We start from the raw sequence: 22581 nt of genomic DNA, 5'->3' as shown, positions 1-22581 counted from the left end.
CGTCCAGACTATGTCGCATCAGCAATCAACTTTTTGTCCGACTCCTGCTCAGCAGACACACGCGAGCCCCTACCAAACACGCTCAGGTTGCGCGATGATCGTCCAAACTGACGCATGCGCGGGCCCAGCAATACGCAAGATACGATGCCGAATAGCGCTCCGGCGCCTCCCACAGCAAGCGCAAGTAACGGGGCTGAGCCCGCTCTTGCTGACTGAGCCGCAGGAACTACCGGCGCGGCGGACTGCTCGATTGGAGCGCGCTCGACCGGCACGAAGACGACCGCGACCTTGTCATAGGACAGGCCTTCAATGCTGTTTGCGACGAGCATCTTGATCTGCGGCAACAGTGCCGAGAGCTTCGCGCTGGAGCCATGGCGAATGAAGACCGAGGCGGAGGACGGGGTCGCATCTTGTCGCAACAAGTCGTTCTTCGGCAGAACGACGTGGACGCGTGCTGAAAGGACGCCATCTATATCGCTGATCGTGCGCGACAATTCTTCGCTTAGAGCATAAACGTAACGTGCCCGCTCCTCGATCGGCGAGGCAACGAGGCCCGATCCCTTGAACACCTCGCCGAGATTCTTGAAGGATTGGCGCGGCAACCCCTCGACATTTAGCAGGTCAATCGAATAAGCGAGCTGCTTTTCCTCGACCTGGATTGTACTGGTCCCGTCCTTGGCGACAACACGGACAGCATCAACGCCCTTGCTAAGGAGAAGCGCGAGCATCTCATTAGCCTCGCGCTCCTGAATTTTGGTGTAGAGATCAGCCTTACAGCCGATCAGCGAGAGGAGAAGGGGCATCGCGAGACACATGCGAAGCCGCCGCCACGATTGACGGCCGCCACAGCTAGCCCTCTTCATATCGCCAGTCATCAGCTTACTCAGCCGGCCGATAGCAGCTTGTTTAGCGACGAGCTGACAGCGCTGGTGCCCTTAGAGACGAGGGAAACCTGAATAACGTCCCTGTATACGTCTCGCAGATTCGTCATCATCGACTCAAAATCGGCTCCAACCGGTTTAACATCCACATGTGCACCGACGTTATCCGTCTGCAAAAGCGGCTGCGTAGCCGGTCCAGGCTGCACATTAGTCACGGCAGCCGACGCAACCGCCGGAGGAACGGCGCGGCCCTGGTACATACTGGAAAGGGTTTGGAGGATTCGGTCACCCGGCGGACTTGCCAGCACATTCGTGCGCTGGACCTCCAATATCGGCGAAGCCGCTACGGGCCGATCCGCAGGCGGGAGAGCAGATCCCTGATTTGCAGATACTTGCGCTAGGGACTGCTCAAAGCCCGCCTGCTCGCCAGCAGCTGCGGGCGAGCAGGCACTGGAAAGACAGTCGGCAGAACTGGGAGAGATCGGCGCTGCGCCTAACAACATGGAATGAGTCATTGTGCTCGTGTGGTGAGACCTAGGCGTTAACCGATGAACCGATCAAGTTCATAGGCTGGCGAGCTGACGAAAACCTGACGGAGATCGGTCTGACTACGTCATCTAAAGATCACTTTTCGCTTTCAGAGCTAGGACCAAACTCCAACTTGATGATGAGCGGAAGGCGTCCGGGAATGCTCGCGCGATCCACGATCGTACATATTCTAAAAAGAATTCTTTGTGCCGGCGTTTTTGTCTGTATCGGGATAATGCGCTCGTCTGCTGCATCCCTTTCGCTGCCGTCCGCCCCTTATAGCTACACTGTTCTCGATCAGGATCTTCCTGCGGCGCTGCAGGAGTTCGGCAACAATCTCAATATCAGGGTCAATGTCAGCGCCGAGGTCAAGGGCCGGATTCGCGGACGAATGCCGGACCTGCCGCCACGAGAATTCCTTGATCGTTTGACTGCCCTGTACAATCTTCAGTGGTATTACGACGGGCTCGTCCTTTACATCTCCGCCGCCCACGAGGCGCAAAGCCGGCTCATCGTATTGAACCCGATCAGCTTCGATGCGTTCACCTCCGCCCTCCACGCGCTCAACATCTCGGATGAGCGCTATATCGTGAAACCGGCTCCGGGAGAGGGCCTCATCCTTGCTTCTGGCCCACCCCGATTTGTTGCGCTAGTGGACCAGACCCTTAAAGGCCTTGTGGCGGAAGCGCAGGCCCGGCGCGGCCCCGTCGCAGCCGAGAGGCCACAACGCGAGTCGGTTTTGATGTTGTTTCGCGGTTCCTCGAGCACGGTCTTGCGAGACGGGCGGCCGGAAGGTTCTCCCGAAACGCCGCACCATGAGGGCACTTTGCGCGAAACCGGTCCAGGCCAGAAGTGAGGTCGAAGATGCAAAACCGCGCCGAGCAAAGTCGGTCCGTCCGGCGTACGCCTATATTCATCCGATCGTCAGCTTTTCGAAAGCTACGGTCCCCAGCATGAGCCTGCGAGGTCTGGACGGCTGCCTTGCTTGGGGCAACCCTGATAGAGGGATCAGAGACCAGGCGCTCAAGGGAAATTAGGTAGTGCTGTCTTTGCAGGCGGCGCGAGTATTAAAAATCAATGTGGGCCTCCGCACGTGTGCTTCCGAGCTAGCCGAGGCTTCGCGTAACTCGATGCGCGTCATCAGTTGGAAGGAGGAACAGGGTGGATTTCAATGCAGTCGCCCCGGCGAATACGAGCCCGGAGCCCGACGCAGCACGGACGGCTTCAGATGCAACCGAATTCGACCGGCAGCTCAGCGACGCACAGGCTCCCGCTTTGGCGCAGGGCGTCGCCCATCCACTGCTGCAGGGCGAGGCTTATTCTATCTGGACGCGGGCCATCCCTACTCTCCATACTTTGATACCGGACACCTGTATCCGCCTTACGAAGATTTAGCGCATCCCCATTCGCCAGACTCGGGTTGGCAGGATAATCTAAATGCCGCGCCTGCGGCTGTCGCCGCGCCTGAGCCGGAAAACCGCGGGCAGCATCTCTCGCCGCAGACCATCGCTCAGGCGATCGAGGAACATCCCGGCTTCGATCAAGATCTGATATGGCAGAATCTGGATGTCGACCCGTCTGATGCCGAGCCACGGCACAGTGAGCCACAAGCGGGCCCATCGCATGCAGGACCATCGCACACCGCCCCTTTTCAGGGTGAGCCGTCGCACGCCGGCCCCTCCCATGCCCGGCCATTGCAGGCGGGACCGGCCCAACCTGGGTCTTCCGCAGCTCCGCCAGAACTTTCCGAGTTCCGTATGTGGGACGGACATCTCGCCAAGGACTATTGGGTGTTTACGCCTCAAACAGCCACCGGCGCTCAGATGGACATGCTGGAGCGCAGCGGAGTGAAGCCAAGCAAAGACAACCCGACAACAGTTTTCGCCATTCTCGGCGTGCCTCATACGGCCGAATGGAGAGAGGAGGACTTCATTCGTCTCACACCTTCGCTAGATCCGACCCTTTGGCCTGAAGAGGCAGGGCAAGACCAACCTCTAGATGCGGAAGGTCCGCCCATCCCCTAACGGCTGCAGCCGTGCAACGGAAGGGCGATCTCCGCGGGGCCGACAAAGACTCAGAGATCGCAGGACACCTGGTGAGAGGCGAGCTTGCCGGCGGGTATTCGCGGCCACCCTTCTCTTTTCCGGCCACTCCTAAGTGCCAGACCAGCTCGCGAGGGGTAGCGGCCAAATCAAAGACCGCGCGAGCCGAATGCGTGAAACAGTTCTCAATGGTCCGCTGAGAACACAATGGCCCGCGGAGAAGAACATCGCAATTTAGCTGCGAAATCAGGTCTGGCGCGCCGGACCCGCGAGTACGGTGCGATTTAAGAGCACCGCGAGACGATCATGCCGTCGAGATGAGGGTAAGGGCGTTCCGGATCAGGAGAGTCAGGGTATGACCGACCCCCTGAGCCCCTTCAACATCGAAGTGCTTGCTCTGCCGCTTGTCCGCCGTTCCTTGGCGAACGATTGATCATTCGCAAAACGAGGACTCTAGCATCCGGCGGTAACGGCCTGCTGATAACAGCTCTCAGTGACGTATGCCCGCGGATCATCCAAAGCATGATCATCAGAGATCGACGGATTGATCCGCGAAAACTCTGTTCGGCACCCCAAGGTCTCTCATCTCCTTTTTGCAGCCGGGCCAAAGCAGCCACTTGCACGCGATGGCCTGTTTCAGAAGCCGGGCAAGGCGCACCTCCGTCGATAGCTTTTTAGCTCGTATCGTGAGACAGAGGCCAGCTCTCTACGGCAGCCGAGCGCAGATGCCCATCCGATCCACTGGCCCTCAGTCGCGCCTGGAGCCGGACCGATGCGCGCCGATGTTCCTGGAGACAACAGCGGCCGAATGATTCGAACCGGCACCGTCCTTTGCGCATCAAACTCCAAAGGCGCGGAGCCACCCGAGATCACTGAGCGCAGGAATCACAGCATTAATCCAGCCTCACTCTTCGTCAGCTTCTTGCAAGCTGTCCCTGCTAGAACGGCGGGAATAGGTCATCTCGCGGCGCCGCCGCTATCTGGGTTTTATGACATGGACACAGGCACAGCCGATATCGCAGCAACGGCGCCAGAAGCTGGCACAAACACCGACAACGCCGCGAACGGCGGCGACAACTCGCCCGCAGCATTGTTGCAGCGAGCCTTCGAAAAGGCTCTGGTTGCCGTCGCCACCCAGGTCATAAGCGATTCCCAGTCAGATATGGATGACGCTATGAGCGAGCTAGATGATGGATGAAGGCCCGGATTATCAGACGCGCACAGGGAAGACTCTTCGGAAGGCAAGCCGAACCGAGAACGACCGGGCGAAGCAGCCGACTTGGCAAACCAGCCGCTAGACGCGTCTTAGGTGATCCTCCAGGTTGGCGGTGCGGCCGGTCGCAATCCGATCGCACTGGGAACTCTCGGAAGACGCCGCAGCGTCTAGCTTAGGCGGGCATACGCCACACTCTTCGATGCGGATTCATCGAGTGCTTTTCAGTCAGCAGGTTTCAAGCGGAACCAACCGCTTCCCCATTGATGATCAATTCCGTCAGCTGGCTGTCCTGGATCGGTTCTGCAGCCGCCCGCGGAATTGGGCGTCAGAGAGACCCTCTGAGATCATAAAGTCGGCAGCTTTGGCGCTCGCTGCGCGCATACCAGCACAGCTCCTGGACCGCTGAGACCAGCATCGAAAAATGTTGCGGGTACCTGATCAGTGAGGTCATGGCTGGTCTGTCGGTACGATTGGCGCCCAAGCTTAGACAGCCCCGATCGCGAGATGAGAGCGGCGATCCAGATCGATACGCCGCCGCACCTACTATCTTCATCTGCCTCGCCGAACACGAAAAGCGGGCGCTAACGCCCGCTTCAGTGACTTACCCGACAAGCTGAGAACGCTTCGCCAGGCTTGCGGCCAACTCAAGCGTCCGACGGTGTGCCTGGATTCTCATTGCTGTCGATGATCGCCTGGTTAACCTGGCGTCCAGACCGATCGACCCAGCCCGAGCCTGGTTGTTCATAAATCGTCTGGGCTCCATCCGAAGTCAGCTGATCAAGCGTACGGCCCGCATTTGACTGCGTCACCTTAAGGTTGTTCTTACCGTCGAAGCGGTCTCCAAGCCCTTCGACGACCATGGCATTGTCGCCGTTGGTAATGGTCAGCTTCGAGGCCATCGTTTTGCCGTTGCCGATATCAACGGTGTCGATGGTAATTTTCGTGCCGTCGTCGAGCTGGAAGGTCATGTTCTTTTTGAAGTCAAAATCGATCTTGCCGTCACCGTCGGCATCGACGTGGGGGTCGCCGTGGATCGCTGTGATCTTGCCCGTTTGATTGTTGCGAATGAGCACCGTTCCGTCACGTTCGTCCACCAGCATCGAATACTTATCACCAAGCTTGATCTCGGCCCTGCTGCCCCTGACCTCATGCGACCAGACTGGCGCCGGCTGAGACGACTGCGTCGGTGCCTGGGCGACCGCAACAGGCACCATCGCAAGAGGCGGCGGCGGCGGAGGAACGAAGAAGACGGGGGCGGTAGAGGCAGGCGCTGCGGTTGCATACTGGTAGTTACCAGGCCCGCGCCCTTGTTCGCCTGCATCGATGCTCGCCTGATTCACCGCGCGTCCGGCCCCATCGACCCAGCCTTGGCCACTCTCATGGATCGTTTGGGCACCATCGGACGTCAGCTCGTCAAGCGTCATACCAGCATTGGACTGCGTCACCCTTAGATTGTTTTTGCCATCCTTGTCGTCGCCGAGCCCCTCGACAACCATCGCGTTATGGCCGTTCGTAATGGTAAGCTTTGAAGAGATGGCCTCACCATTACCGTAGTCGACGTTATTTACAGTAACTTTCGTGCCGTCGTCGAGCTGAAACGTCATATCCTTTTTGAAATCGAAGTCATCTTTGCCGTCTCCGTCGGCATCAACGTGGGGATCACCATGAATTACCGTGACATGACCAGTCTGGTTGTTGCGAACTGTCCAGGTGCCATCCTTTTCATCGGCCGTAATCGTGTACTTGTCCCCAAGGTTGATCGTGGCCTTGCCATCCTTGACCTCATGCGTCCACACCGGATCCACAGCAGGCTCAGAATTTTGATTCAGCTGGCTCATCAGCATGGTGGGAGGAGGAGGCGCCATCATGTACGCTTGGGTCGTAACGACGGCTGGCGTCACGACGACGGGAACGGCGACCGAACTGACGAGGGCTGGTGAGGCTACCGGTAGGTACTGGTAGCTCGCCGGAGCATACTGTCCCAACAAGGCGTTGAAGGCGGGAGTGACAACCGCGCCTTCTGGCACCACTCCATTCATCGAGTCGGGCGCGCCCACCACCGGAAGACCGGCCACGGGAAGATACGGCATTTAGTTTACTCCTGTTGCATAGACGAAATCTGTAAAACTGCGAGCGCTACGCATAGTCAACCAAGGTACGCAGCTTCGATTTGCATGAGAACGCACCATTAGCTCATCCGAACGAACGACTGCTTCTCTTGCCAGAACCACCAGCCCTAATGAGATCTTCCTCTCGCCGCACCACGGTAACCGCACGATCACATCACGCGCATTTAACTCACAAAGACTGTAGCCCGAATACCTGTCGAAAAGCTGACGACGATGAGCGAGCGAAGCCGCACGCACTTTGACATCGATCGCATGTGCGAGACGCATCCTTCGCTAAGCTGTATCGCAAGCTTCAACGCTCCTGTCCGCAAGAATCGTCTGGTACCAGATGTGCCCCTATGTCTTCGCGATACGCCACGTCTGCGGTTATCAACGAGTCATCCCATCCTCACCGAGCAATCAGCGCTCCCGCCGGTCGTGCACATCATCTGCGAGGAGCGATCCATCGGTTGAGCACGCGCGCGCACCAGCCTCTCCGGCATTAGGATCTTCGCGGAACCTGACTTTTCGCAAGCCGCCCATGTTAGCCAAGCGAGTCAAGCGCGGACTGAGACCCGCACAACTCTATGACCTTATCCCGCTTCCGCGCTCTATCCGGCAGGCCACGCGCCTGTGCAGGATCCGCAAGGTAAACTCATTCCTGAACGCGCAGCTAAGCACCATCCAACCCGGCCTTGACCCAAGCCGATTATAGGCGGGGCTGGGAACGCCCGGGCGAGCCGGTGATTGCGAGCAGATGCAAGGCTGCCGCAAAAGATCAATCCACTCGCCTCAACATGAGACTCGTCAGCTTTTCGAAAGCTAGCGCCCCTAGCATGAGGCCGCTGAAATCTAGGCGAGCAGTCGTCTATTGAGCGCAACAAGACGAGGATAGGAGAATGCGATGATCGGAGAAATGATCGGAAGCGCTGCCGGCGGATACCTTGGCGGCCCTGCCGGAGCGGCCATTGGTTCGGCACTGGGCGGGACCGTGGACAAGGTCTTTGACAAGGTGGTCCACACCTTGGTGCCCGACGAGGGTAACCACTATAAGGCCGCAGACAACAAAGACGCCGGCGACAAGAGCGAGGTACAACCCAAGTCAGATACTCTCAGCAAGAGCCCGGAGCTGAACCTTGGGCTCAGCACGCTCGGCGGTACGCCCATGTTCCTTTCGATTCCTGCGATCATCTCGCCGGCCCACAACTCGTAACAAGTCAGAACCAAGGTTATCCTAACAGAAAGGTAAGTAGACATGGCAGTTGACAATGTTGGCGGAAATGGCGGCGCTGCTGGTGCCCAGCCGACGGGCGATACGGGCTTCCAGAACCAGATGGCTGAATTCGAGCGTGTTAGCCAGAAAGTTCAGGCCCAGGCCGTGGCAATGCGTCGAATCACGACCGAACTCTCGTCCGAGAAGAAGGTCGCCGACGAGCGCGTTCAGTAGTTCTGCAAGACGGGTGGCTCACCGCGTTGCTACCGTCGCCGCGCTGTGAATGACGAAATCTGGATGAGCCGTACGGCACTGCCGTACGGCTTCTCTCGTTATTCAGGAGGTTATCGTGAACGACTCTGTTTCGCTCGAGTTCGAGGTGCTTTCGGGGCTCTATACCGGGCTCAAGGGAAAGGCAGCGGGCGGCGAAAGCATTGTTGGCAGCGGCCTCGATGCCGACATGATCTTCGTTGAACAAGGGCTTGAACCGCATCACCTTCGGATCATCGCGCAGCGCGATTCGATCGAGGTCGAGGCGCTCGCCGCCAATATCAGCATAGACGGCCTCGCGAGCATCACTTCAGGTGAGAGCGTCAGAGTGCCCCTACCCGCGGTCATTCATGCTGGCGCGATGTCCATCCGCTGGTCGACAGAGGATGTCCAGCCACTTGCTTCGAGCAAGCGCTCTCGCAGCTCGATCATCGCACTCAGCCTTGTTCTGCTCAGCTCTGTCGTGATCGGCACCGTCTCAATTATCCTCTCCCCCGGCGATAGAGCGGTGGTGCCAAGTACCCAGTCGTCGCGCGCCGTCGAGATTGCCACTAAGCCAACCGTCGATCATTTCGATCCGAGAGCTGCTGATGAAATGGCCCTATCGCTGCGGCAAGAAATCGAACGAGCGGGCCTTCTTGACGTTAAGATCGGGCGCGGCCCCGGCGTTGTGACCGCGGAAGGCACAATTGCGCCGAACCTCGTCGCAAAATGGAAAGAAATCCAGCAATGGTTCGATCGTCAAACCAACGGTACCACGACCCTTGTGAATGCTGTCACGGTGAAAGAGGAGAAGATGCCGTCTTCGATTGCTGTCCAAGCCGTCTGGCGCGGAAGCGAACCTTATCTGCTTATTGCCGGACAGAAGTATTTCGTCGGCGCGCTCTTAAGTAATGGATGGACCGTTGATCGAATTGAGGATGGACGTGTTCTGCTCAGTCGCAACGGCCGATCTGCCGCTTTGCCATACTAAGGTCTCTACCCTGCAAGAAAGAAGGAGAAGGCGATGGCTAGGCTGCCCCAGCACTCTGTAGGGCCCGGCACCTCATCGCAGGGATTAGATGCGGGCCAGCACGCACCGGTCATCGGCTCGCCTCCCTCGCGAGGTGATAAACTCGAAGTCGGAGGCGTCCATGCGGATAGCGGCACGAAGCGCGCGTCGTGGCGGGATGCGGTTTCGCATGATCTGCCAATTGATGGTGCGAGCGAAGCGGCGCTCGAGGTCAACTCCGTCGGCGCCATCCAGCGCGTCACTCTATTCGAAAGCGAAGCAGGAGCAAATGAGCTAGATCCGCGCGCGGTATTGGCTTCGCTCTATGGTCCCAATCTGTCCCGCGGACTACTCTCCTTCGTCGTTCCACGCCTCCGTCATCCGGACGTACTGCGCGCCGACAAGCATGGTGTTCTTCTGGAGCGCTTGACGCGAACGTTGGAGGCGACGCCGAATGACAAAACGGCGCGAGAATGTTTGGCAATCCTGCAGCAGGAACTACAGCGGCTATTAATGCTCCGGCAAAATCAAAACAGCTTAATCAAGGGCTAGCCATGGCCGATCCTGATGGATTGCAGCGTGTGCCCGCTCCCCTGCAGCCAGAAGTCTCCAAATCCGGCGATATTCTGTCGATCTCCGGGCCGGAGCGCGACCTGCTTTGTGCGCTCTCGTATGTACATCTCGCGTGCGGGCAGAGCGCACAGAGTCTGGCTCTGTTGCGAATTGCAGCTCGCGAGCATTCCAACGACGTCGGTTTACTCCGCATCCTAGCTTACACGCTAATCTCCGAGGGCCTTGGCGACGAAGCACTCCACGTGTTGGACCGGCTGGACGCACTCGATACGCAACCCTCTTCCCGCATACCGATGACCCTGTTGCGCAGCCACGCCCTGCGTCACGCTGGCCGCATGCCCGAGGCTCGCGAGGTCTTCCAGCGCTATGTGTCACTGCGCGCGGGCAGGGCCCTCATCAAAAAGCAATAGGGATCTATCATGGCCAACGTCTTGCGTGACTTCATCGTGCGCGCTCCGGCCCACCCGGATTTCATGGTTGCCTTGATGCTGCTTCTGGCGATCGGCATGATGATCATGCCAATCCCAATCATCGTGATCGACATGCTGATCGGCTTCAATCTTGGGTTTGCCATATTGCTGCTGATGGTTGCCCTCTATCTCACCACACCGCTTGATTTTTCGTCCTTACCGGGCGTCATCCTGATCTCCACCGTATTCCGACTGGCGCTAACGATAGCAACAACGCGGCTGATCCTTGCCGAGGGCGACGCCGGCAGCATCATTCACAACACATTCGGCGACTTCGTCATTTCAGGGAATATCGCGGTCGGAATCGTCATATTCTTGATCGTGACCATGGTGCAATTCATGGTTCTTGCCAAGGGTGCCGAACGCGTCGCAGAGGTGTCTGCGCGCTTCACTCTTGACGCGCTACCAGGCAAACAGATGGCGATCGATGCGGAACTGCGCAACAGCCACATCGATCAGCACGAAGCACGTCGCCGACGTGCCGCCTTGGAGCAAGAGAGTCAACTTCATGGCGCGATGGATGGTGCCATGAAGTTCGTTAAGGGAGACGCGATCGCCGGGCTAATCGTGATCTGCATCAATATGCTGGGCGGAATCAGCATCGGTCTTCTCTCAAAAGGTATGTCGCTCGATGAGGCGCTGCATCAATATACGCTTTTGACGATCGGTGATGCGCTCATTTCGCAGATTCCGGCGTTGCTGCTGTCAATTACCGCTGCGACCATTGTCACGCGCGTCAACGGGCCCTCCAAGCTCAAACTCGGCGCCGATATCGTTCACCAACTTACCGCAAGTACGCAGGCGCTTAGGCTAGCCGCCTGCGTCTTGGTATTCATGGGGCTCGTTCCCGGCTTTCCTTTGCCCCCGTTTTTCGTGCTGGCCGTCCTGTTCGCTGCGGCAAGCTTCGTCAAGGTCGGCACCAAAGGCGACAAGCCTGCCGCTAAAATAGGAGCTAGCGTCGCTGCTTCGGCGCCGGCTCCCGCAGCGGCCCAGAAGCAGCCCGTACATACGGAAGCACTTCCGATCGCGTTGTTCCTTGCACCGAACCTGACGGATTCGATCGACAAAGACGAGCTGGAAGAGAGCATTTCGCGTGTTTCAAGGCTCGTCTCGGCGGACCTTGGCATCACCATTCCGCGCATCCCGGCCCAGATCGGCGAGAGCTTGTCCTCGTCGCAATTCAGAGTGGATGTCGATAGTGTGCCAGTTGAGCGCGATGTGATCAATCCCGGGCACCTGGTGCTCAACGACGATGTGGCCAACATCGAGTTGAGCGGCATCCCCTTTCAGCAAGACCCGGAAACGAATCGGGTCTGGATCGAGGAACGGCATGCAGCGGCCCTCAAGGCCGCCGGAATCGGATATCATCGGCTGAGCGAAGTTCTTGCCTTACGTCTCCATTCCACATTGACACGCTATGCACAGCGCCTGGTGGGTATCCAGGAAACCCGCCAATTGCTCGCCCGGATGGAGCAGGAATATCCTGACCTGGTGAAGGAGGTGCTGCGTACGGCCACCGTCCCTCGGATCGCCGAGGTCCTGCGCCGATTGCTCGATGAAGGCATTCCAATCCGCAATACCCGCTTGCTCCTGGAGGCATTGGCAGAATGGAGCGAGCGCGAGCAAAACGCCGTCCTGCTCACCGAATACGTTCGTGCTACCTTAAAGCGGCAAATCTGCTTTCGGTATGCGAACGCCCATCGCGTCGTGGTCGCCTTTATCATCGAGCGTGAGAGCGAGGAAATCATCCGCGGCGCAGTACGGGAAACTGCCGTCGGCCCATACCTCGTCTTGGATGAATGGCAGAGCGAAAAGCTGCTTGCACAATTTCGTCAGATCCATGCGACCATCGCGCAAAGTAAGAGCCAGCCTGTCGTCCTTGGGTCGATGGATATCCGGCGTTTCGTACGCGGTTTTCTCACGCGCAACGGGATCGACCTGCCTGTTCTATCGTATCAAGATCTCGCCGCCGACTTCACGGTCCAACCGATTGGATCCGTCAAGCTTCCAAAGGCGCCTTCCTCGCTTCTCACAGCTGCAAACTAAGAATGGGCAGCGCTTCCTCGTGAGTAACCTATGAGATCAAATAGAATCAGGCGCCGCCGGTATTTGTGCTGCGCCAGTCCAGGGCCGCGGCCGGCTCTGCTTGCGATGCTGGCTAGTGTGCTGCTCGCTGGCTGCGCTGCCGGGGATAAACATAGCCTTCCACCGCAGCAGACGTCCACATCTGACCTCGCACACAGCGAAGAGATCGACCCTGCGGTGCGCGAGCGCATTTCGCACGCGCTGGGCCGAGATCCTAATGAAGGGGCTCTGCGCGATGCATTGAAGCAACAGCCGAACAACATCGATGCGGCGATTCCTCTTGCGCGAGCCCTGCTGGCAGCCAACCGTCCGAATGATGCGCTCGAGGTGCTCGACGGCGTATTACTGGCAGCCCCTGGCGACCTGCGCGCATTGAATGCCAAAGCGGTTGTTCTCGATCACGAGGGCCGCCATCAGGAGGCCCAAGAACTATACCGCCAAGCTCTCGCAGCGGAACCCGCAAACCCGATGCTGCGCAACAATTTCGGACTGTCCCTCGCCCTTGAACGCAAGACGGAGGCCGGCGATGCCAGCCCAGCACCGCAGGCGGGCGGCCGGAACGCATTGGCTCGTTCAAGATAGCGTGGCGATAAAGAGCGGGGCGGAATAGCGAAGTGATGCTCAGCTTGCCGACAGCTCGGCTTACTATGAACGCGGAACCTCAACCGGCGCAGCCCCCGTCGATACAAATGGAAAGTGTTATGTTTCAGCACACCGTCAATCTATCTAGTAGCGAACGTGCTTCCGAGCCCGATGAAATGAGAACGAGCGCGACCGATGACTCTTCCTCCTACACGGATCGCCAAAGGTTCTCGGATGTATTCTCTACTCTGAATTTGGCGCCATCGATCTCCTCTCCTGATGCAAGTTCGCCGGCAGTTCCGCCATACGCGATGGTTGAAGAGCCGCCGGTCGTTGAAATCTCAAGATCTTCATTCGAGAGGAAGCTGGTGGACTTTTATGGAGCAGACATAGAGGATATTGCTGCTAATCCGCAGCGATACTCTCGCTGGGTGTCTCAAAAGGCTCAACGCACAGCGGACACTGCGTTTCGCTTCGGCACCAAGTCTATTTCGGAGAAAGCGCGATTTTTCAGCTATCAGCTCGGGAATAAGAGCGTCGGGCTTCTCAGAACGGAACCCGGAGGTCGCATGAGCGAGCTGTTCAAGGGCAACAATGATTGGCGCAAACAATTTCCTGGGCGAGATCAAATGACCTCAACGACAGCTTTCCGGGTTACCCATCCGCTCGTCGATAACGCGGGCGATATCTTGCTTGAACATCAGCTCCAGATCGACGGTAACGAACCGCTCGTTCTCTCCCACTCTTCCAATCCGGAAGCGAAAGCCCGCGCAGCAGCGTTGGGCTTTCTTGAGGTAAGTGACTCGATGATGGTGCTCGATCCCACCAAGCACGAGGACAAATGGAAGAACAAAGAAGGCAAATGGCAGCGAGCGGGTAAACCGCCTTTGTATCTTGCCGCGACTGAAGACAATAGCAGCAATGCCAAGTGTACCGAAAGTGTGGCAAAGCCCGCGAACGATCCGTATGATGATGACTATGACTTTATGTAGAGCGTACACGCACCACATGAAGAGCGATTGGCCAGATCGACTTTGGTGAGGTCAGGCTCGCACTGGATAACCTAATCCGCTCGACCGATAATCTACGCTATTCTGGCACCTTCGTCCTGGACTACTTCGGCGCAGTGTACTCCAAGGAGCTGCTCGCCGACTCCCAGCTCGCGGCCATGAGAAATATTGTCAAGCTACTCATCTTCTAGAGCGAGATGTGTGATGGCGAGCCTGCCGGGTGTTGTGCCGACGTCATATCGCGCTCGATTGACCTGAAGTCTCCATTGGACGCGAAGTTCTCCTGACGCGTTGTGCGCAACGTTGTTCTGTGCCGTTGCGTACGCGAGTCCGGCGATTGGTCCGGTTTTTGCTCCACTGTTTGCCAAGACGAGGCGCGGCTCCCCGCCATGTCGGATTTTGTACCATAATGACCACTATGGAACGAAAGGCGATGCCATGAAGAACCGGCTTTCGGTCACCGGCAAGGCGGCAGGCACCGCCGCTGAAGCCTCGGAGTCGACGACGCGCACCGCCCCGGCGGTCGAGCGCACAACTGAGAATGGCACTGGCTTATACCTTCCTGACGAGGCTAGCGTCTCTGCCGGCACGGTCAAATCAGATCGACCAGCAAGCTTCACGCTCCAGAACGGCCTGCAGGTCGTCGTGATCCCGGATCATCGCACACCCGTCGTGACACAGATGATTTGGTATAAGGTCGGTTCCGCGGACGAACCGCCTGGCAAATCGGGGCTTGCGCATTTCCTCGAACACCTGATGTTCAAGGGCACATCCAAACATCCGGCGGATGAGTTCCGCAAGGCCGTGCTGCGCGCCGGCGGCTATCAGAACGCCTTTACCGGATTCGACTTCACCAGCTACTTCCAGCACGTGCCTCGCGAGCACCTCGGCAAGATGATGGAATTTGAAGCCGACCGCATGACTGGTCTCATTCTCAACGACGAGGATGTGCTGTCCGAGCGCGACGTCGTGCTGGAGGAATTCAATATGCGCGTCGCCAACCAACCAGGTGCCCGGCTTGCTGAGCAGATGATGGCGGCGCTTTACCTCAACCACCCCTACGGCCACCCCATTATTGGATGGCGCCAGGAAATCGAAAAGCTTACCCGCGAGGACGCGCTTACCTTCTACAAGCGCTTCTATGCACCCAACAACGCGATCCTGATTGTCGCTGGCGACGTAACCACCAAGGAAATGCCCTCGCTGGTGAAGGAGACTTTTGGCGGCATCCCCGCGCAACCCTCGATTCCCCTGCAACGCCTGCGGCCGCAGGAGCCGACGCCGGCCGCGCAGCGCAGAGTGACGTTGGCCGATTCCCGCGTCGAGCAGCCAGCCCTGCACCGCTATTATCTCGTACCGCCGGCTCGCACCGCGGCCGCGGGGGAGGGTCCGGCGCTTGAGGTGCTCGAGCAGTTGATGGGCGGCGGTGTCAACTCATATCTCCATCTCTCGCTTGTCGTCGAAAAGCAGCTCGCGGTCACTGCCAAAGCGAGCTACCAATCTGCCGCACTCGACCCCTCGCGATTCGAGATTTTTGCCATACCAAAACCTGGCGTCCACCTCAGCCTGATCGAGCACTCCATCGACGAGGTAATCGCCGACATTGCCCGTAATCCCGTGAGCACCGAAGATCTGCAGCGGGCGAAGACGCGGCTGATTGCGCAAGTCATCTACGCCCAGGACAGTCAGGAAATGCTCGCGCACCGGTATGGCCGCGGCCTGACGACGGGACTGTGCATCGAGGATATTGAACGCTGGCCGGACGACATCCGCGCTGTCGGTGCACAGCAGGTGCACGAGGCCGTGCGGAAATGGCTCGACAAGAAACGAGCGGTGACCGGCTATCTCATCAAAGAGTCTACTCCACAACACTGGGAGAAGCCCTAGTGATTTATCCGATCCTTCTCGGCGGAGCGTCGCTCTCCCTCGCTATGCTCGCTTCGCCAAATTCGGTTGCCGCCGCGGGGTCACTTGGCCGACCCAGGATCAAGCGCCTAGTTTCGTCTTGCGGTATAGAAGCCTGGTTCGTGCAGGATTCTACCGTCCCATTGATCACGATGGAATATGCCTTCACCGGCGGCGCGACTCAGGACCCCGCTCAAAAACCTGGCGTCGGTCACATGGTGTCTGGCCTGCTCAAGGAAGGTTCCGGCGACTTTGACTTCAAGACCTTTCATCAGCGGCTAGACCGTCGTGCCATTGAGTTGGGTTTTCATGTGACCCCTGATCACTTCCGCGGTGCCTTGCGCACGCTCCACGACAACGCGGACGAGGCCTTCGAGCTTTTACGGACGGCGCTAACCTCGCCGCGTTTCGACTCGGCCGACGTCGAACGGACCCGTGCTAGTGTACTTGCGCGCCTTCGGCACGCCTCGACCGATCCTTCGTCTCTGGCTCATCGCAAGTTCCTCGAAGTCGCGTTTGGGGATCATCCTTATGCTCGCCCAGCCGAAGGCTCGCTGGAAAGCGTGCCGAAGATCGAGGTCGCGGATCTCAAGGGTTATGTCCGACGCGTGATCGCAAAAGACACGCTCAAAATCGCTGTTGTCGGCGACGTCGATCCAGCGGTCGTCTGCAAGCTGCTCGACAAGACCTTTGGCAGCCTGCCGAGCAACGCAGAAGCGATGCCGGTTGCCGAAGTCATCGCAGCAAAGCCGCCGCAACGGGTCTTCATTCGGTGCGATGTGCCGCAGACAGTTGTGACTTTTGGGGGTCCAGCCGTCCGTCGGAGCGAGCCGGATTTCATGGCCGCCTATATCGTCAACCACATCCTCGGCGGCGCCGGCCTTACGTCCCGCCTGTTCCGCGAAGTCCGCGAGAAGCGCGGACTGGCCTATTTCGTCCGTGAGCACCTTGTCTGGTTGGACCATTCAGCCATGTTTCTCGGCAGCAGCGGGACCTGCGCCAATCGTGCCGGCGAAACGGTCGAAGAAATCGAGAAGCAGGTCCGCCATATCGCCGAGAAAGGACCTACTCAGCAGGAACTCGATGACGCAAAGTCCTACCTGAAGGGCTCGCAACAGGTGGCTCTCAACACATCATCAAAGCTTGCGCGAACGCTACTGCAGAATCAGCTTGACAAGCTGCCCATCGACTATTTCGAAAAGCAGAATGCCGCGGTCGATGCGGTGACGCTGGAAGACGCCAAGAGAGCAGCGCAGCGGCTGTGGGGCGAGGGTCTGCTCACCGTTATCGTCGGCCGCTCCTCGAAGGACGCCGCGGAGCGCACCACTATGCCATCGGGGACCACACCCCCGCCAGGCGCCGATCAGCTAGACGCCGGGCCGACAACGCCGCGCAATTAAACTTTCTAGCAGCGCCGGCCGCTTAGCAAGCGCATCGCTCTTGCGCGCAGAGTGCATCTAGCACCCGCCTTTAGCTCGTCGAGATATTCCGTCGTTAGGCAGCTACCATGCGGCCGCTCGAAGCCGCTTTTTTGCGCAAACGAGTTTAAACAAGGCGACAATCCGGGTTGAATCTTCAGGTTAGCCAAAGTGGGCGCTTTAAAACCGGTGCGTACACTGTCTGCCGCTTCAAGTAAACGGCCAACGAGAGTACGCACCCGCCATGGCTATCGTTCATTCCACTAAGTCCTTCTCGATCCATAGGACGTCGCTCGGCGAACTCTGTGTCCAAGACAAAGATCGCCGTGCCGGCCACCAGACGCGCGCTTCTTTCGGACGTCCGATATCGCTTCCCCACCGATGCTGCGCCGTCCGCCGGCGCCCCGCTCCGGCTTCGATCTTGTTCTCCGTTGCCCGATAATCTCGCCGCAGAGCGATGCATGGTTGCTATTGCGTCACCAACGCGCTTCAGCCTTCCCATATCCCGACATTCATCACCAGAGTGAGAGTGAGAGCTCGGTCGTTCAGGGTCATCTTTCAGGAATTAACCAGCCGCTACGCTCTCGGCCGAAGAGACGACCATCTAATCCAGCAGGGCTTTGTGGTCTGCCAAGCCATAGCCGCACCGCGTCGCATCGCCTTGACTTGCGCTTTCATCGAGCTTCGCAATCTGACGCTACGTTAGTTTCCGTCGCTTCATGAAAAGTAGATAGCGGCAGCGACAGCATCCATAGATAACCTATGGCATCACAACGATCACCACAGGCGGACAGTTGATTCTTGGCCCGCGCATTCCAGCTGCCCACAAACCTCACGTAGATCACCAATACAAGTGATTACTTCCATTCTCAGGCCTGCATCATCGGACCACGTCACTCGCTTAATGTTGAAAACGTTTATCAGTTGCAGAGCTCCAGCATCGAAGGTTCATTGCCCCTTCTTTCTGCCATGATCGCGCCCAAAGCAGAGACGCGCCGATTGCGCACTTTGCGCGCGGCAATAGCGAGTGTCTCAGGAGATGTTTCTATGGTGAAGCCAGTTGTAATTGTGGTCGGCGCGGACAAGGGAGGAGTCGGCAAGACGACCGTATCACGAACGCTACTGGACTACTTCAGCGTCAACAACGTGCAAACACGCGCATTCGACACAGAGTCGCCCCGCGGAACGCTGAAGCGCTTTTATCCCGAGATCACTGAGATCGTCGACATGACCACGACGGCGGACCAGATGAAGATCTTCGATACCTTGAACTCAGGGCTATCCGTCACTGTCATCGATGCTCGAGCAGGACTACTGTCTTCTGCGTTAGCTTCCTTGCGCGACATCGGCTTTCTGGACTCGGCACGGTCTGGCCAGATCACATTTGCCGTGTTCCACATCCTGGGATCATCCATCGCTTCGCTAGACGAGATCGCGGAAACCGCGACTTTCATGAGCGGCGCAAAGTACTACCTCGTCAAGAACTTCATCAACGACACTCAATTCTTCCAGTGGGATCAAGCGACTTATAATTCCTATTTTCACCGCATCAAACATGCGACTGAGCTGACCATACCGAAGCTCAACGAGATGGCCTATGAGCAGGTGGAAGTCGCATCCGTCCCATTCATAGACTTCGTGGCAAACAAGGGACGGAACGATGAACCCGCGCACAACTCCTTCGTGCTGCGCGGCTATGTCCGGCACTGGCTGGCAAATGTCTGGAGCGAATTCGATCGCATCAACTTGACGGAATTGGCGGGGGCCAAGTCCGCTACCCGGGCCGGCGAAAAGTAGCGTCATATCCGGCGAGCTCCGGTCGGGCCTACGTACGGAACGAAATTGATCTGCTGGCTATGTTAGCGACCCCCATCTACATCATCTGCTCTCCTAGCCCGCAGGTCGGTAAAACCCTCATCGCTCGGGCTATGAGCGAGTTCTTGCTGCTGAAAAACGGCGCAACGCTATCGTTCGATGTGAACTTGAAAGAGCCGTCATTGCTCGACTACCTCCCCAACATCACGGAGACCGCGGATGTGATCGACACTTACGGCAAGATGCAGCTGATGGACCCTCTGATCATCCACGATCGGGTACCCAAGGTAATTGACCTCGGCTTTCACGCCTTCGACGAATTCTTCAAGATGTGCGAGGAGATAGGCTTCATGAAGGAGACGGCGCGCTGCTATGTCGCCCCTATCATCCTCTTCGTCGCGGGCGCAGACCGCATCTCCTTTCGCGGTTATGAAATGCTGCGGCGGCGAATTCCGCCGGCGTCGCTGGTCACCGTCCACAATGAATTCGTGCTGCGCGGCGAATTACCGGAAGCGATGGATCACGAGCGGGTGATTCGGATTCCCGCACTTCCGCTGTTCCTCAAACGATATATAGACCGGCTTAGCTTTTCCTTCACTGGATATCTGCGCAACGAGAAGGATTGGTCCACCGAGCTGCATCAATGGATCCGACGGAATTACAGCCTGTTTCGCGATCTGGATTCGAGTGTGACGCAGCGAAGGTCCGATCGTCGGCGGGGAACGGATGTCGATAGCCTACGTTGCACAAGGGCCACTTGAAAGTTCGCTCTGACACCATCTATTCGTCCGGCCTATGAGTGGTGGTTGACCGCTGACTTCAATGACGTCCGCAACGCGAACGCATGAATTGCGGTATACGACTGTTCGCTTGGATCTCCATCCTTACGATCCTCCGCACAGACAGCGCGAGGGGCAGTTGACGGCGGCTCATTCGCCAATGGCTGATCCAGACAGCCCGTCCTCGAAAGAAGCGGTCACAGCCTTGACTTTGTGAGGGGCTAGGCCGATCGACGCGGTCTTCCTTCGGGAGGCGCTCATAGCTTTAGGTCGAATTTGCCGCGCACCTGATGCACGACCGCGCCTTTGATCTCGCGAGCGTTTTGGCGACCACATTGCGCAGTTGCTTATCGCGCGTGACCACCGCTGTTGAGAACTCAACGACGTTGCTGGCGCGATCGCTTTCGCCTAGCGCCCTCGTGAGGCTGGTTCGAAAGGACATACCAAGCTCTCACCGCAGCGCTCGTGCCGCTCGCGCGCTGGCGTTCACCCAGCGTTTTCCTTGGAAAAGGCGCGGCTAGGCTGGGTAGACACATTCTATTGCCCGCATCGTACTTGATGATGGCTGGTCAGGCGCCCCGTGCCGACATCGAAATGGCTTTCCTGGCCATCGCCCCCGCAGGCGGGAAAACTGGAAATCAACAGGTCGTCATCGTGATGTCCACTTGCGATGGGACGTCAACGCCTGCCAAGCGGGCCTTTTATCTTTTACGCATCAACAACGCTACAACCTGGCGCAGCGCGGGATTCGAGCTATTCACTCGCTCCTCTGAGGCGTGCACAGCGGATGTCGATGTCAATGACCGTCTGTGGAATGCTCAATTGGCTCGACACTGCGTCCATCGACATTTCGGGTTGTATTACCACGATCGCAACCGCGTCCGCTTCTTTGATTGGCTGGCGCGTGCCGTGGATCGCAGTCAGGCTGGTTTGCCTTCCTCACAATCGTTCTCATGGCTTTCCCATGTTGTTGGTAAGGTCCACCTCGCCCATAGATTAGTTATCGAATAAGTGATTGTGAATGCCTATAGCAGGCCGGATCTACTTAACTGCTCGTCGGCCAACCAAGCTTGTGGAGCGCTGAAATTGTGCACGACACACGATCCGGGCGCCGTGAAACCGCGAAACTCTGCCGCGATTTGTTGTCACACGTGCGGTGTCGGGTGATATTGATTGGTAAGAGTTGCACACATCTTGCTCGCCGCCTCCGGGGACGAACGGGCGGAAAGTCGTAAGTCCTCGGCTGAACTATTCGGCAGAAATGCGGAGCCAAGCAACGGCCGCTCAGACGATCGCCATGATTAATACTCCGGGGACGAATATCTGTGATGACTTCTATTGATGATACATTAAGTGAGATCAGATGGTTGCGAAACGAAATCTGGCGCTGCCGTCGATTACTTGGCACTGGACTGCCTGGCGCGGAGCGGGAGCTCGTGGAGAAGCGTCTGCATGAACAGCTTTCTGCCTTTGAACGACTCGTGTCGACGGCCTTCCCTTTAGCCCTGAGCTCTAAAGTGTATTCGTTCAAGAGCACCACGATCGGGCGAAGCGACTCCTCTGAAGCGCCCATCGAGAACGCCGCAATGGCATCAAGCGGTTGCCTCGAGAAGTCGATCAGCGGCTAACAAAAGAGGTTTTCCTAGCTCACTTTGTTACCTTGAGCCCGGCAGTCCAGCCCAAGGTAGTTCCAAGCTGAGAATCTAAGGGAAACTGCAATGAAACAAACCTCCAACGCAAATATTCCGGCGAATCGTCTGCCTATCACTACCGCTTAGCCTACCTGCCCAAAAACACCTAGTCGCCGACCACAACGGTATAGACCGGCGAGCAGTACGGAATTCCTGCATATGTCAGGCCATTCCCTCCTCAGCTTACGCAGTTGTCGTTCGGACCCGTTACAGCGAACCCATAGCAACGTCACGTAAGCCTCGAAGTCGCCGTATGGCTGCAGCGCTGTTTGAAGCGCAACTGCTGCCAATCGATCCACGGATCAGTCCTCAGATAGTTGAGCTGCGCGCGGCAGGCTGATCCTTCAGTCCGATCAACTTGCAGCCACCAAGCTGGTCAAACCCCGGGCCCCGTCAGGCTGAACACCTCACTATCGTTCGAGTTCGCAACTGCCGTGCCTCACTCTCGATGAAGGCCTACCGGACGCCTGTTGAGAGATTGTCTCGACCGGTCGTTTCTGTCCGCGGCGGCGGTAGGCATCATGCGTCGGCATTCGCGGCGTAAGCTTTTGAAGTTTTCCGTAAGACAAAACATGGCCACATCAGCATCGTTACGGCCTGTAAAGCGGTCACAGAAGCGGATCACGTCTGGTTTGCACCACACCAAGACTTCATCGGCCCGACGATCTCGCGCGCGAGCATATCCTGTGCACCACGTCGCTGCGATCGCGATCGCAGCGAGGACGGCCGAATAGCGATGCGCATTGCAAGTCCAGCCCATTCGTCGCTCTTGATTCACCAAACCTCTCAACTGTTTTTCTTTGCCCCGCGAGGCTGATCTGCTTACCGGATTCGAGCGCTTCGGCGGCCACTGGCTCACTGTTCCGGGCGCCGCAATGATAACGGCGCCCCGAATCATCGTCCCGCTAGGCGCAACACGCATTGCGAGGACCGGGATCAAACAGAGATCGGCCGTTTAGCGCTTGTGTGCCGATGTGGGCTCCCAATATGGCGTTTTGCTTCGC

20 protein-coding genes are annotated in these 22581 nt (G+C 57.8%); 16 read left to right on the top strand and 4 right to left on the bottom strand.

Annotated features, from left to right (window positions below; all coding sequences use genetic code 11):
- Positions 1-8: 8 nt before the first annotated feature.
- Together sctJ and ABIA45_RS35090 are read right to left on the bottom strand one after the other, a co-directional pair.
- Complete coding sequence (gene sctJ, locus ABIA45_RS35095; RefSeq protein ID WP_275970535.1) at positions 9-875, bottom strand: type III secretion system inner membrane ring lipoprotein SctJ; 867 nt, start codon at positions 873-875, stop codon at positions 9-11.
- Positions 876-883: 8 nt separating this feature from the next.
- Positions 884-1384, bottom strand: coding sequence for a nodulation protein NolB (locus tag ABIA45_RS35090; RefSeq protein ID WP_162131190.1), 501 nt, complete (start codon positions 1382-1384; stop codon positions 884-886).
- A 185-nt stretch (positions 1385-1569) separates the two neighbouring features.
- On the opposite strand from ABIA45_RS35090, the gene ABIA45_RS35085 reads away from it, so the two are divergent.
- The gene (locus ABIA45_RS35085; protein ID WP_193374998.1) at positions 1570-2265 is read left to right on the top strand and encodes a nodulation protein NolW; all 696 of its coding nucleotides are present in this window, start codon (positions 1570-1572) and stop codon (positions 2263-2265) included.
- A gap of 577 nt (positions 2266-2842) precedes the next feature.
- Here ABIA45_RS35085 and ABIA45_RS35080 read toward each other — a convergent pair.
- Entirely contained in the window at positions 2843-3079 is a 237-nt protein-coding gene (locus ABIA45_RS35080) for a hypothetical protein (protein WP_162131187.1), read from the bottom strand.
- Between the two features lie 1144 nt (positions 3080-4223).
- Between ABIA45_RS35080 and ABIA45_RS35075 the strand changes: the two genes are divergently transcribed.
- Positions 4224-4649, top strand: coding sequence for a hypothetical protein (locus tag ABIA45_RS35075; RefSeq protein WP_225114932.1), 426 nt, complete (start codon positions 4224-4226; stop codon positions 4647-4649).
- A gap of 662 nt (positions 4650-5311) precedes the next feature.
- On the opposite strand, the gene ABIA45_RS35070 is transcribed toward ABIA45_RS35075, so the two are convergent.
- Positions 5312-6757 (bottom strand): DUF1521 domain-containing protein, encoded by a 1446-nt coding sequence (locus tag ABIA45_RS35070; RefSeq protein WP_036014844.1) that lies wholly within the window; start codon positions 6755-6757, stop codon positions 5312-5314.
- A 922-nt stretch (positions 6758-7679) separates the two neighbouring features.
- Here ABIA45_RS35070 and ABIA45_RS35065 point away from each other — a divergent pair.
- From ABIA45_RS35065 to ABIA45_RS35000, 14 genes are all read left to right on the top strand, one after another.
- On the top strand, positions 7680-7988 hold the full coding sequence (locus ABIA45_RS35065; protein ID WP_036014846.1) for a hypothetical protein: 309 nt from the start codon (positions 7680-7682) through the stop codon (positions 7986-7988).
- A 42-nt stretch (positions 7989-8030) separates the two neighbouring features.
- Complete coding sequence (locus tag ABIA45_RS35060) at positions 8031-8222, top strand: hypothetical protein (protein ID WP_036014847.1); 192 nt, start codon at positions 8031-8033, stop codon at positions 8220-8222.
- A gap of 115 nt (positions 8223-8337) precedes the next feature.
- Positions 8338-9231 (top strand): hypothetical protein, encoded by an 894-nt coding sequence (locus ABIA45_RS35055; RefSeq protein ID WP_036014848.1) that lies wholly within the window; start codon positions 8338-8340, stop codon positions 9229-9231.
- A gap of 33 nt (positions 9232-9264) precedes the next feature.
- On the top strand, positions 9265-9801 hold the full coding sequence (locus tag ABIA45_RS35050) for a hypothetical protein (RefSeq protein WP_036014850.1): 537 nt from the start codon (positions 9265-9267) through the stop codon (positions 9799-9801).
- 2 nt (positions 9802-9803) lie between these two features.
- The gene (locus ABIA45_RS35045) at positions 9804-10232 is read left to right on the top strand and encodes a M48 family metallopeptidase (RefSeq protein WP_036014851.1); all 429 of its coding nucleotides are present in this window, start codon (positions 9804-9806) and stop codon (positions 10230-10232) included.
- 9 nt (positions 10233-10241) lie between these two features.
- Positions 10242-12338, top strand: coding sequence for a type III secretion system export apparatus subunit SctV (gene sctV, locus ABIA45_RS35040; RefSeq protein WP_404655063.1), 2097 nt, complete (start codon positions 10242-10244; stop codon positions 12336-12338).
- Between the two features lie 117 nt (positions 12339-12455).
- Positions 12456-12959 carry a tetratricopeptide repeat protein gene (locus tag ABIA45_RS35035; RefSeq protein ID WP_240538223.1) on the top strand — a complete coding sequence of 168 codons (504 nt, stop codon included), beginning with the start codon at positions 12456-12458 and terminating at the stop codon, positions 12957-12959.
- Positions 12960-13078: 119 nt separating this feature from the next.
- The gene (locus ABIA45_RS35030) at positions 13079-13951 is read left to right on the top strand and encodes an Effector protein NopP (protein WP_240538224.1); all 873 of its coding nucleotides are present in this window, start codon (positions 13079-13081) and stop codon (positions 13949-13951) included.
- 456 nt (positions 13952-14407) lie between these two features.
- On the top strand, positions 14408-15856 hold the full coding sequence (locus ABIA45_RS35025) for a M16 family metallopeptidase (RefSeq protein WP_404655061.1): 1449 nt from the start codon (positions 14408-14410) through the stop codon (positions 15854-15856).
- A 44-nt stretch (positions 15857-15900) separates the two neighbouring features.
- Positions 15901-17274, top strand: coding sequence for a pitrilysin family protein (locus ABIA45_RS35020; RefSeq protein ID WP_063710694.1), 1374 nt, complete (start codon positions 15901-15903; stop codon positions 17272-17274).
- 1065 nt (positions 17275-18339) lie between these two features.
- Positions 18340-19089 (top strand): hypothetical protein, encoded by a 750-nt coding sequence (locus ABIA45_RS35015; RefSeq protein WP_036014946.1) that lies wholly within the window; start codon positions 18340-18342, stop codon positions 19087-19089.
- 59 nt (positions 19090-19148) lie between these two features.
- Entirely contained in the window at positions 19149-19868 is a 720-nt protein-coding gene (locus tag ABIA45_RS35010; RefSeq protein ID WP_036014859.1) for a hypothetical protein, read from the top strand.
- Positions 19869-20444: 576 nt separating this feature from the next.
- A complete protein-coding gene (locus ABIA45_RS35005) occupies positions 20445-20897 on the top strand; it encodes a hypothetical protein (RefSeq protein WP_157784102.1) in 453 nt (150 codons plus the stop codon).
- A gap of 317 nt (positions 20898-21214) precedes the next feature.
- Complete coding sequence (locus ABIA45_RS35000) at positions 21215-21514, top strand: hypothetical protein (RefSeq protein WP_240538225.1); 300 nt, start codon at positions 21215-21217, stop codon at positions 21512-21514.
- Positions 21515-22581 lie beyond the last annotated feature (1067 nt).

This window comes from Bradyrhizobium sp. USDA 336 (assembly GCF_044908355.1).
GTDB lineage: Bacteria > Pseudomonadota > Alphaproteobacteria > Rhizobiales > Xanthobacteraceae > Bradyrhizobium > Bradyrhizobium yuanmingense.
This window is presented reverse-complemented; position numbering and strand designations above follow the sequence as displayed.

Bases quoted from the DNA above. Each gene is read 5' to 3' on its own strand.
- sctJ (WP_275970535.1), bottom strand. From the start codon at position 875: ATGACTGGCGATATGAAGAGGGCTAGCTGTGGCGGCCGTCAATCGTGG.
- ABIA45_RS35090 (WP_162131190.1), bottom strand. From the start codon at position 1,384: ATGTTGTTAGGCGCAGCGCCGATCTCTCCCAGTTCTGCCGACTGTCTT.
- ABIA45_RS35085 (WP_193374998.1), top strand. From the start codon at position 1,570: ATGCTCGCGCGATCCACGATCGTACATATTCTAAAAAGAATTCTTTGT.
- ABIA45_RS35075 (WP_225114932.1), top strand. From the start codon at position 4,224: ATGCGCGCCGATGTTCCTGGAGACAACAGCGGCCGAATGATTCGAACC.
- ABIA45_RS35070 (WP_036014844.1), bottom strand. From the start codon at position 6,757: ATGCCGTATCTTCCCGTGGCCGGTCTTCCGGTGGTGGGCGCGCCCGAC.
- ABIA45_RS35065 (WP_036014846.1), top strand. From the start codon at position 7,680: ATGATCGGAGAAATGATCGGAAGCGCTGCCGGCGGATACCTTGGCGGC.
- ABIA45_RS35060 (WP_036014847.1), top strand. From the start codon at position 8,031: ATGGCAGTTGACAATGTTGGCGGAAATGGCGGCGCTGCTGGTGCCCAG.
- ABIA45_RS35050 (WP_036014850.1), top strand. From the start codon at position 9,265: ATGGCTAGGCTGCCCCAGCACTCTGTAGGGCCCGGCACCTCATCGCAG.
- ABIA45_RS35045 (WP_036014851.1), top strand. From the start codon at position 9,804: ATGGCCGATCCTGATGGATTGCAGCGTGTGCCCGCTCCCCTGCAGCCA.
- sctV (WP_404655063.1), top strand. From the start codon at position 10,242: ATGGCCAACGTCTTGCGTGACTTCATCGTGCGCGCTCCGGCCCACCCG.
- ABIA45_RS35030 (WP_240538224.1), top strand. From the start codon at position 13,079: ATGTTTCAGCACACCGTCAATCTATCTAGTAGCGAACGTGCTTCCGAG.
- ABIA45_RS35025 (WP_404655061.1), top strand. From the start codon at position 14,408: ATGAAGAACCGGCTTTCGGTCACCGGCAAGGCGGCAGGCACCGCCGCT.
- ABIA45_RS35020 (WP_063710694.1), top strand. From the start codon at position 15,901: ATGCTCGCTTCGCCAAATTCGGTTGCCGCCGCGGGGTCACTTGGCCGA.
- ABIA45_RS35015 (WP_036014946.1), top strand. From the start codon at position 18,340: ATGGTGAAGCCAGTTGTAATTGTGGTCGGCGCGGACAAGGGAGGAGTC.
- ABIA45_RS35010 (WP_036014859.1), top strand. From the start codon at position 19,149: ATGTTAGCGACCCCCATCTACATCATCTGCTCTCCTAGCCCGCAGGTC.
- ABIA45_RS35005 (WP_157784102.1), top strand. From the start codon at position 20,445: ATGATGGCTGGTCAGGCGCCCCGTGCCGACATCGAAATGGCTTTCCTG.
- ABIA45_RS35000 (WP_240538225.1), top strand. From the start codon at position 21,215: ATGACTTCTATTGATGATACATTAAGTGAGATCAGATGGTTGCGAAAC.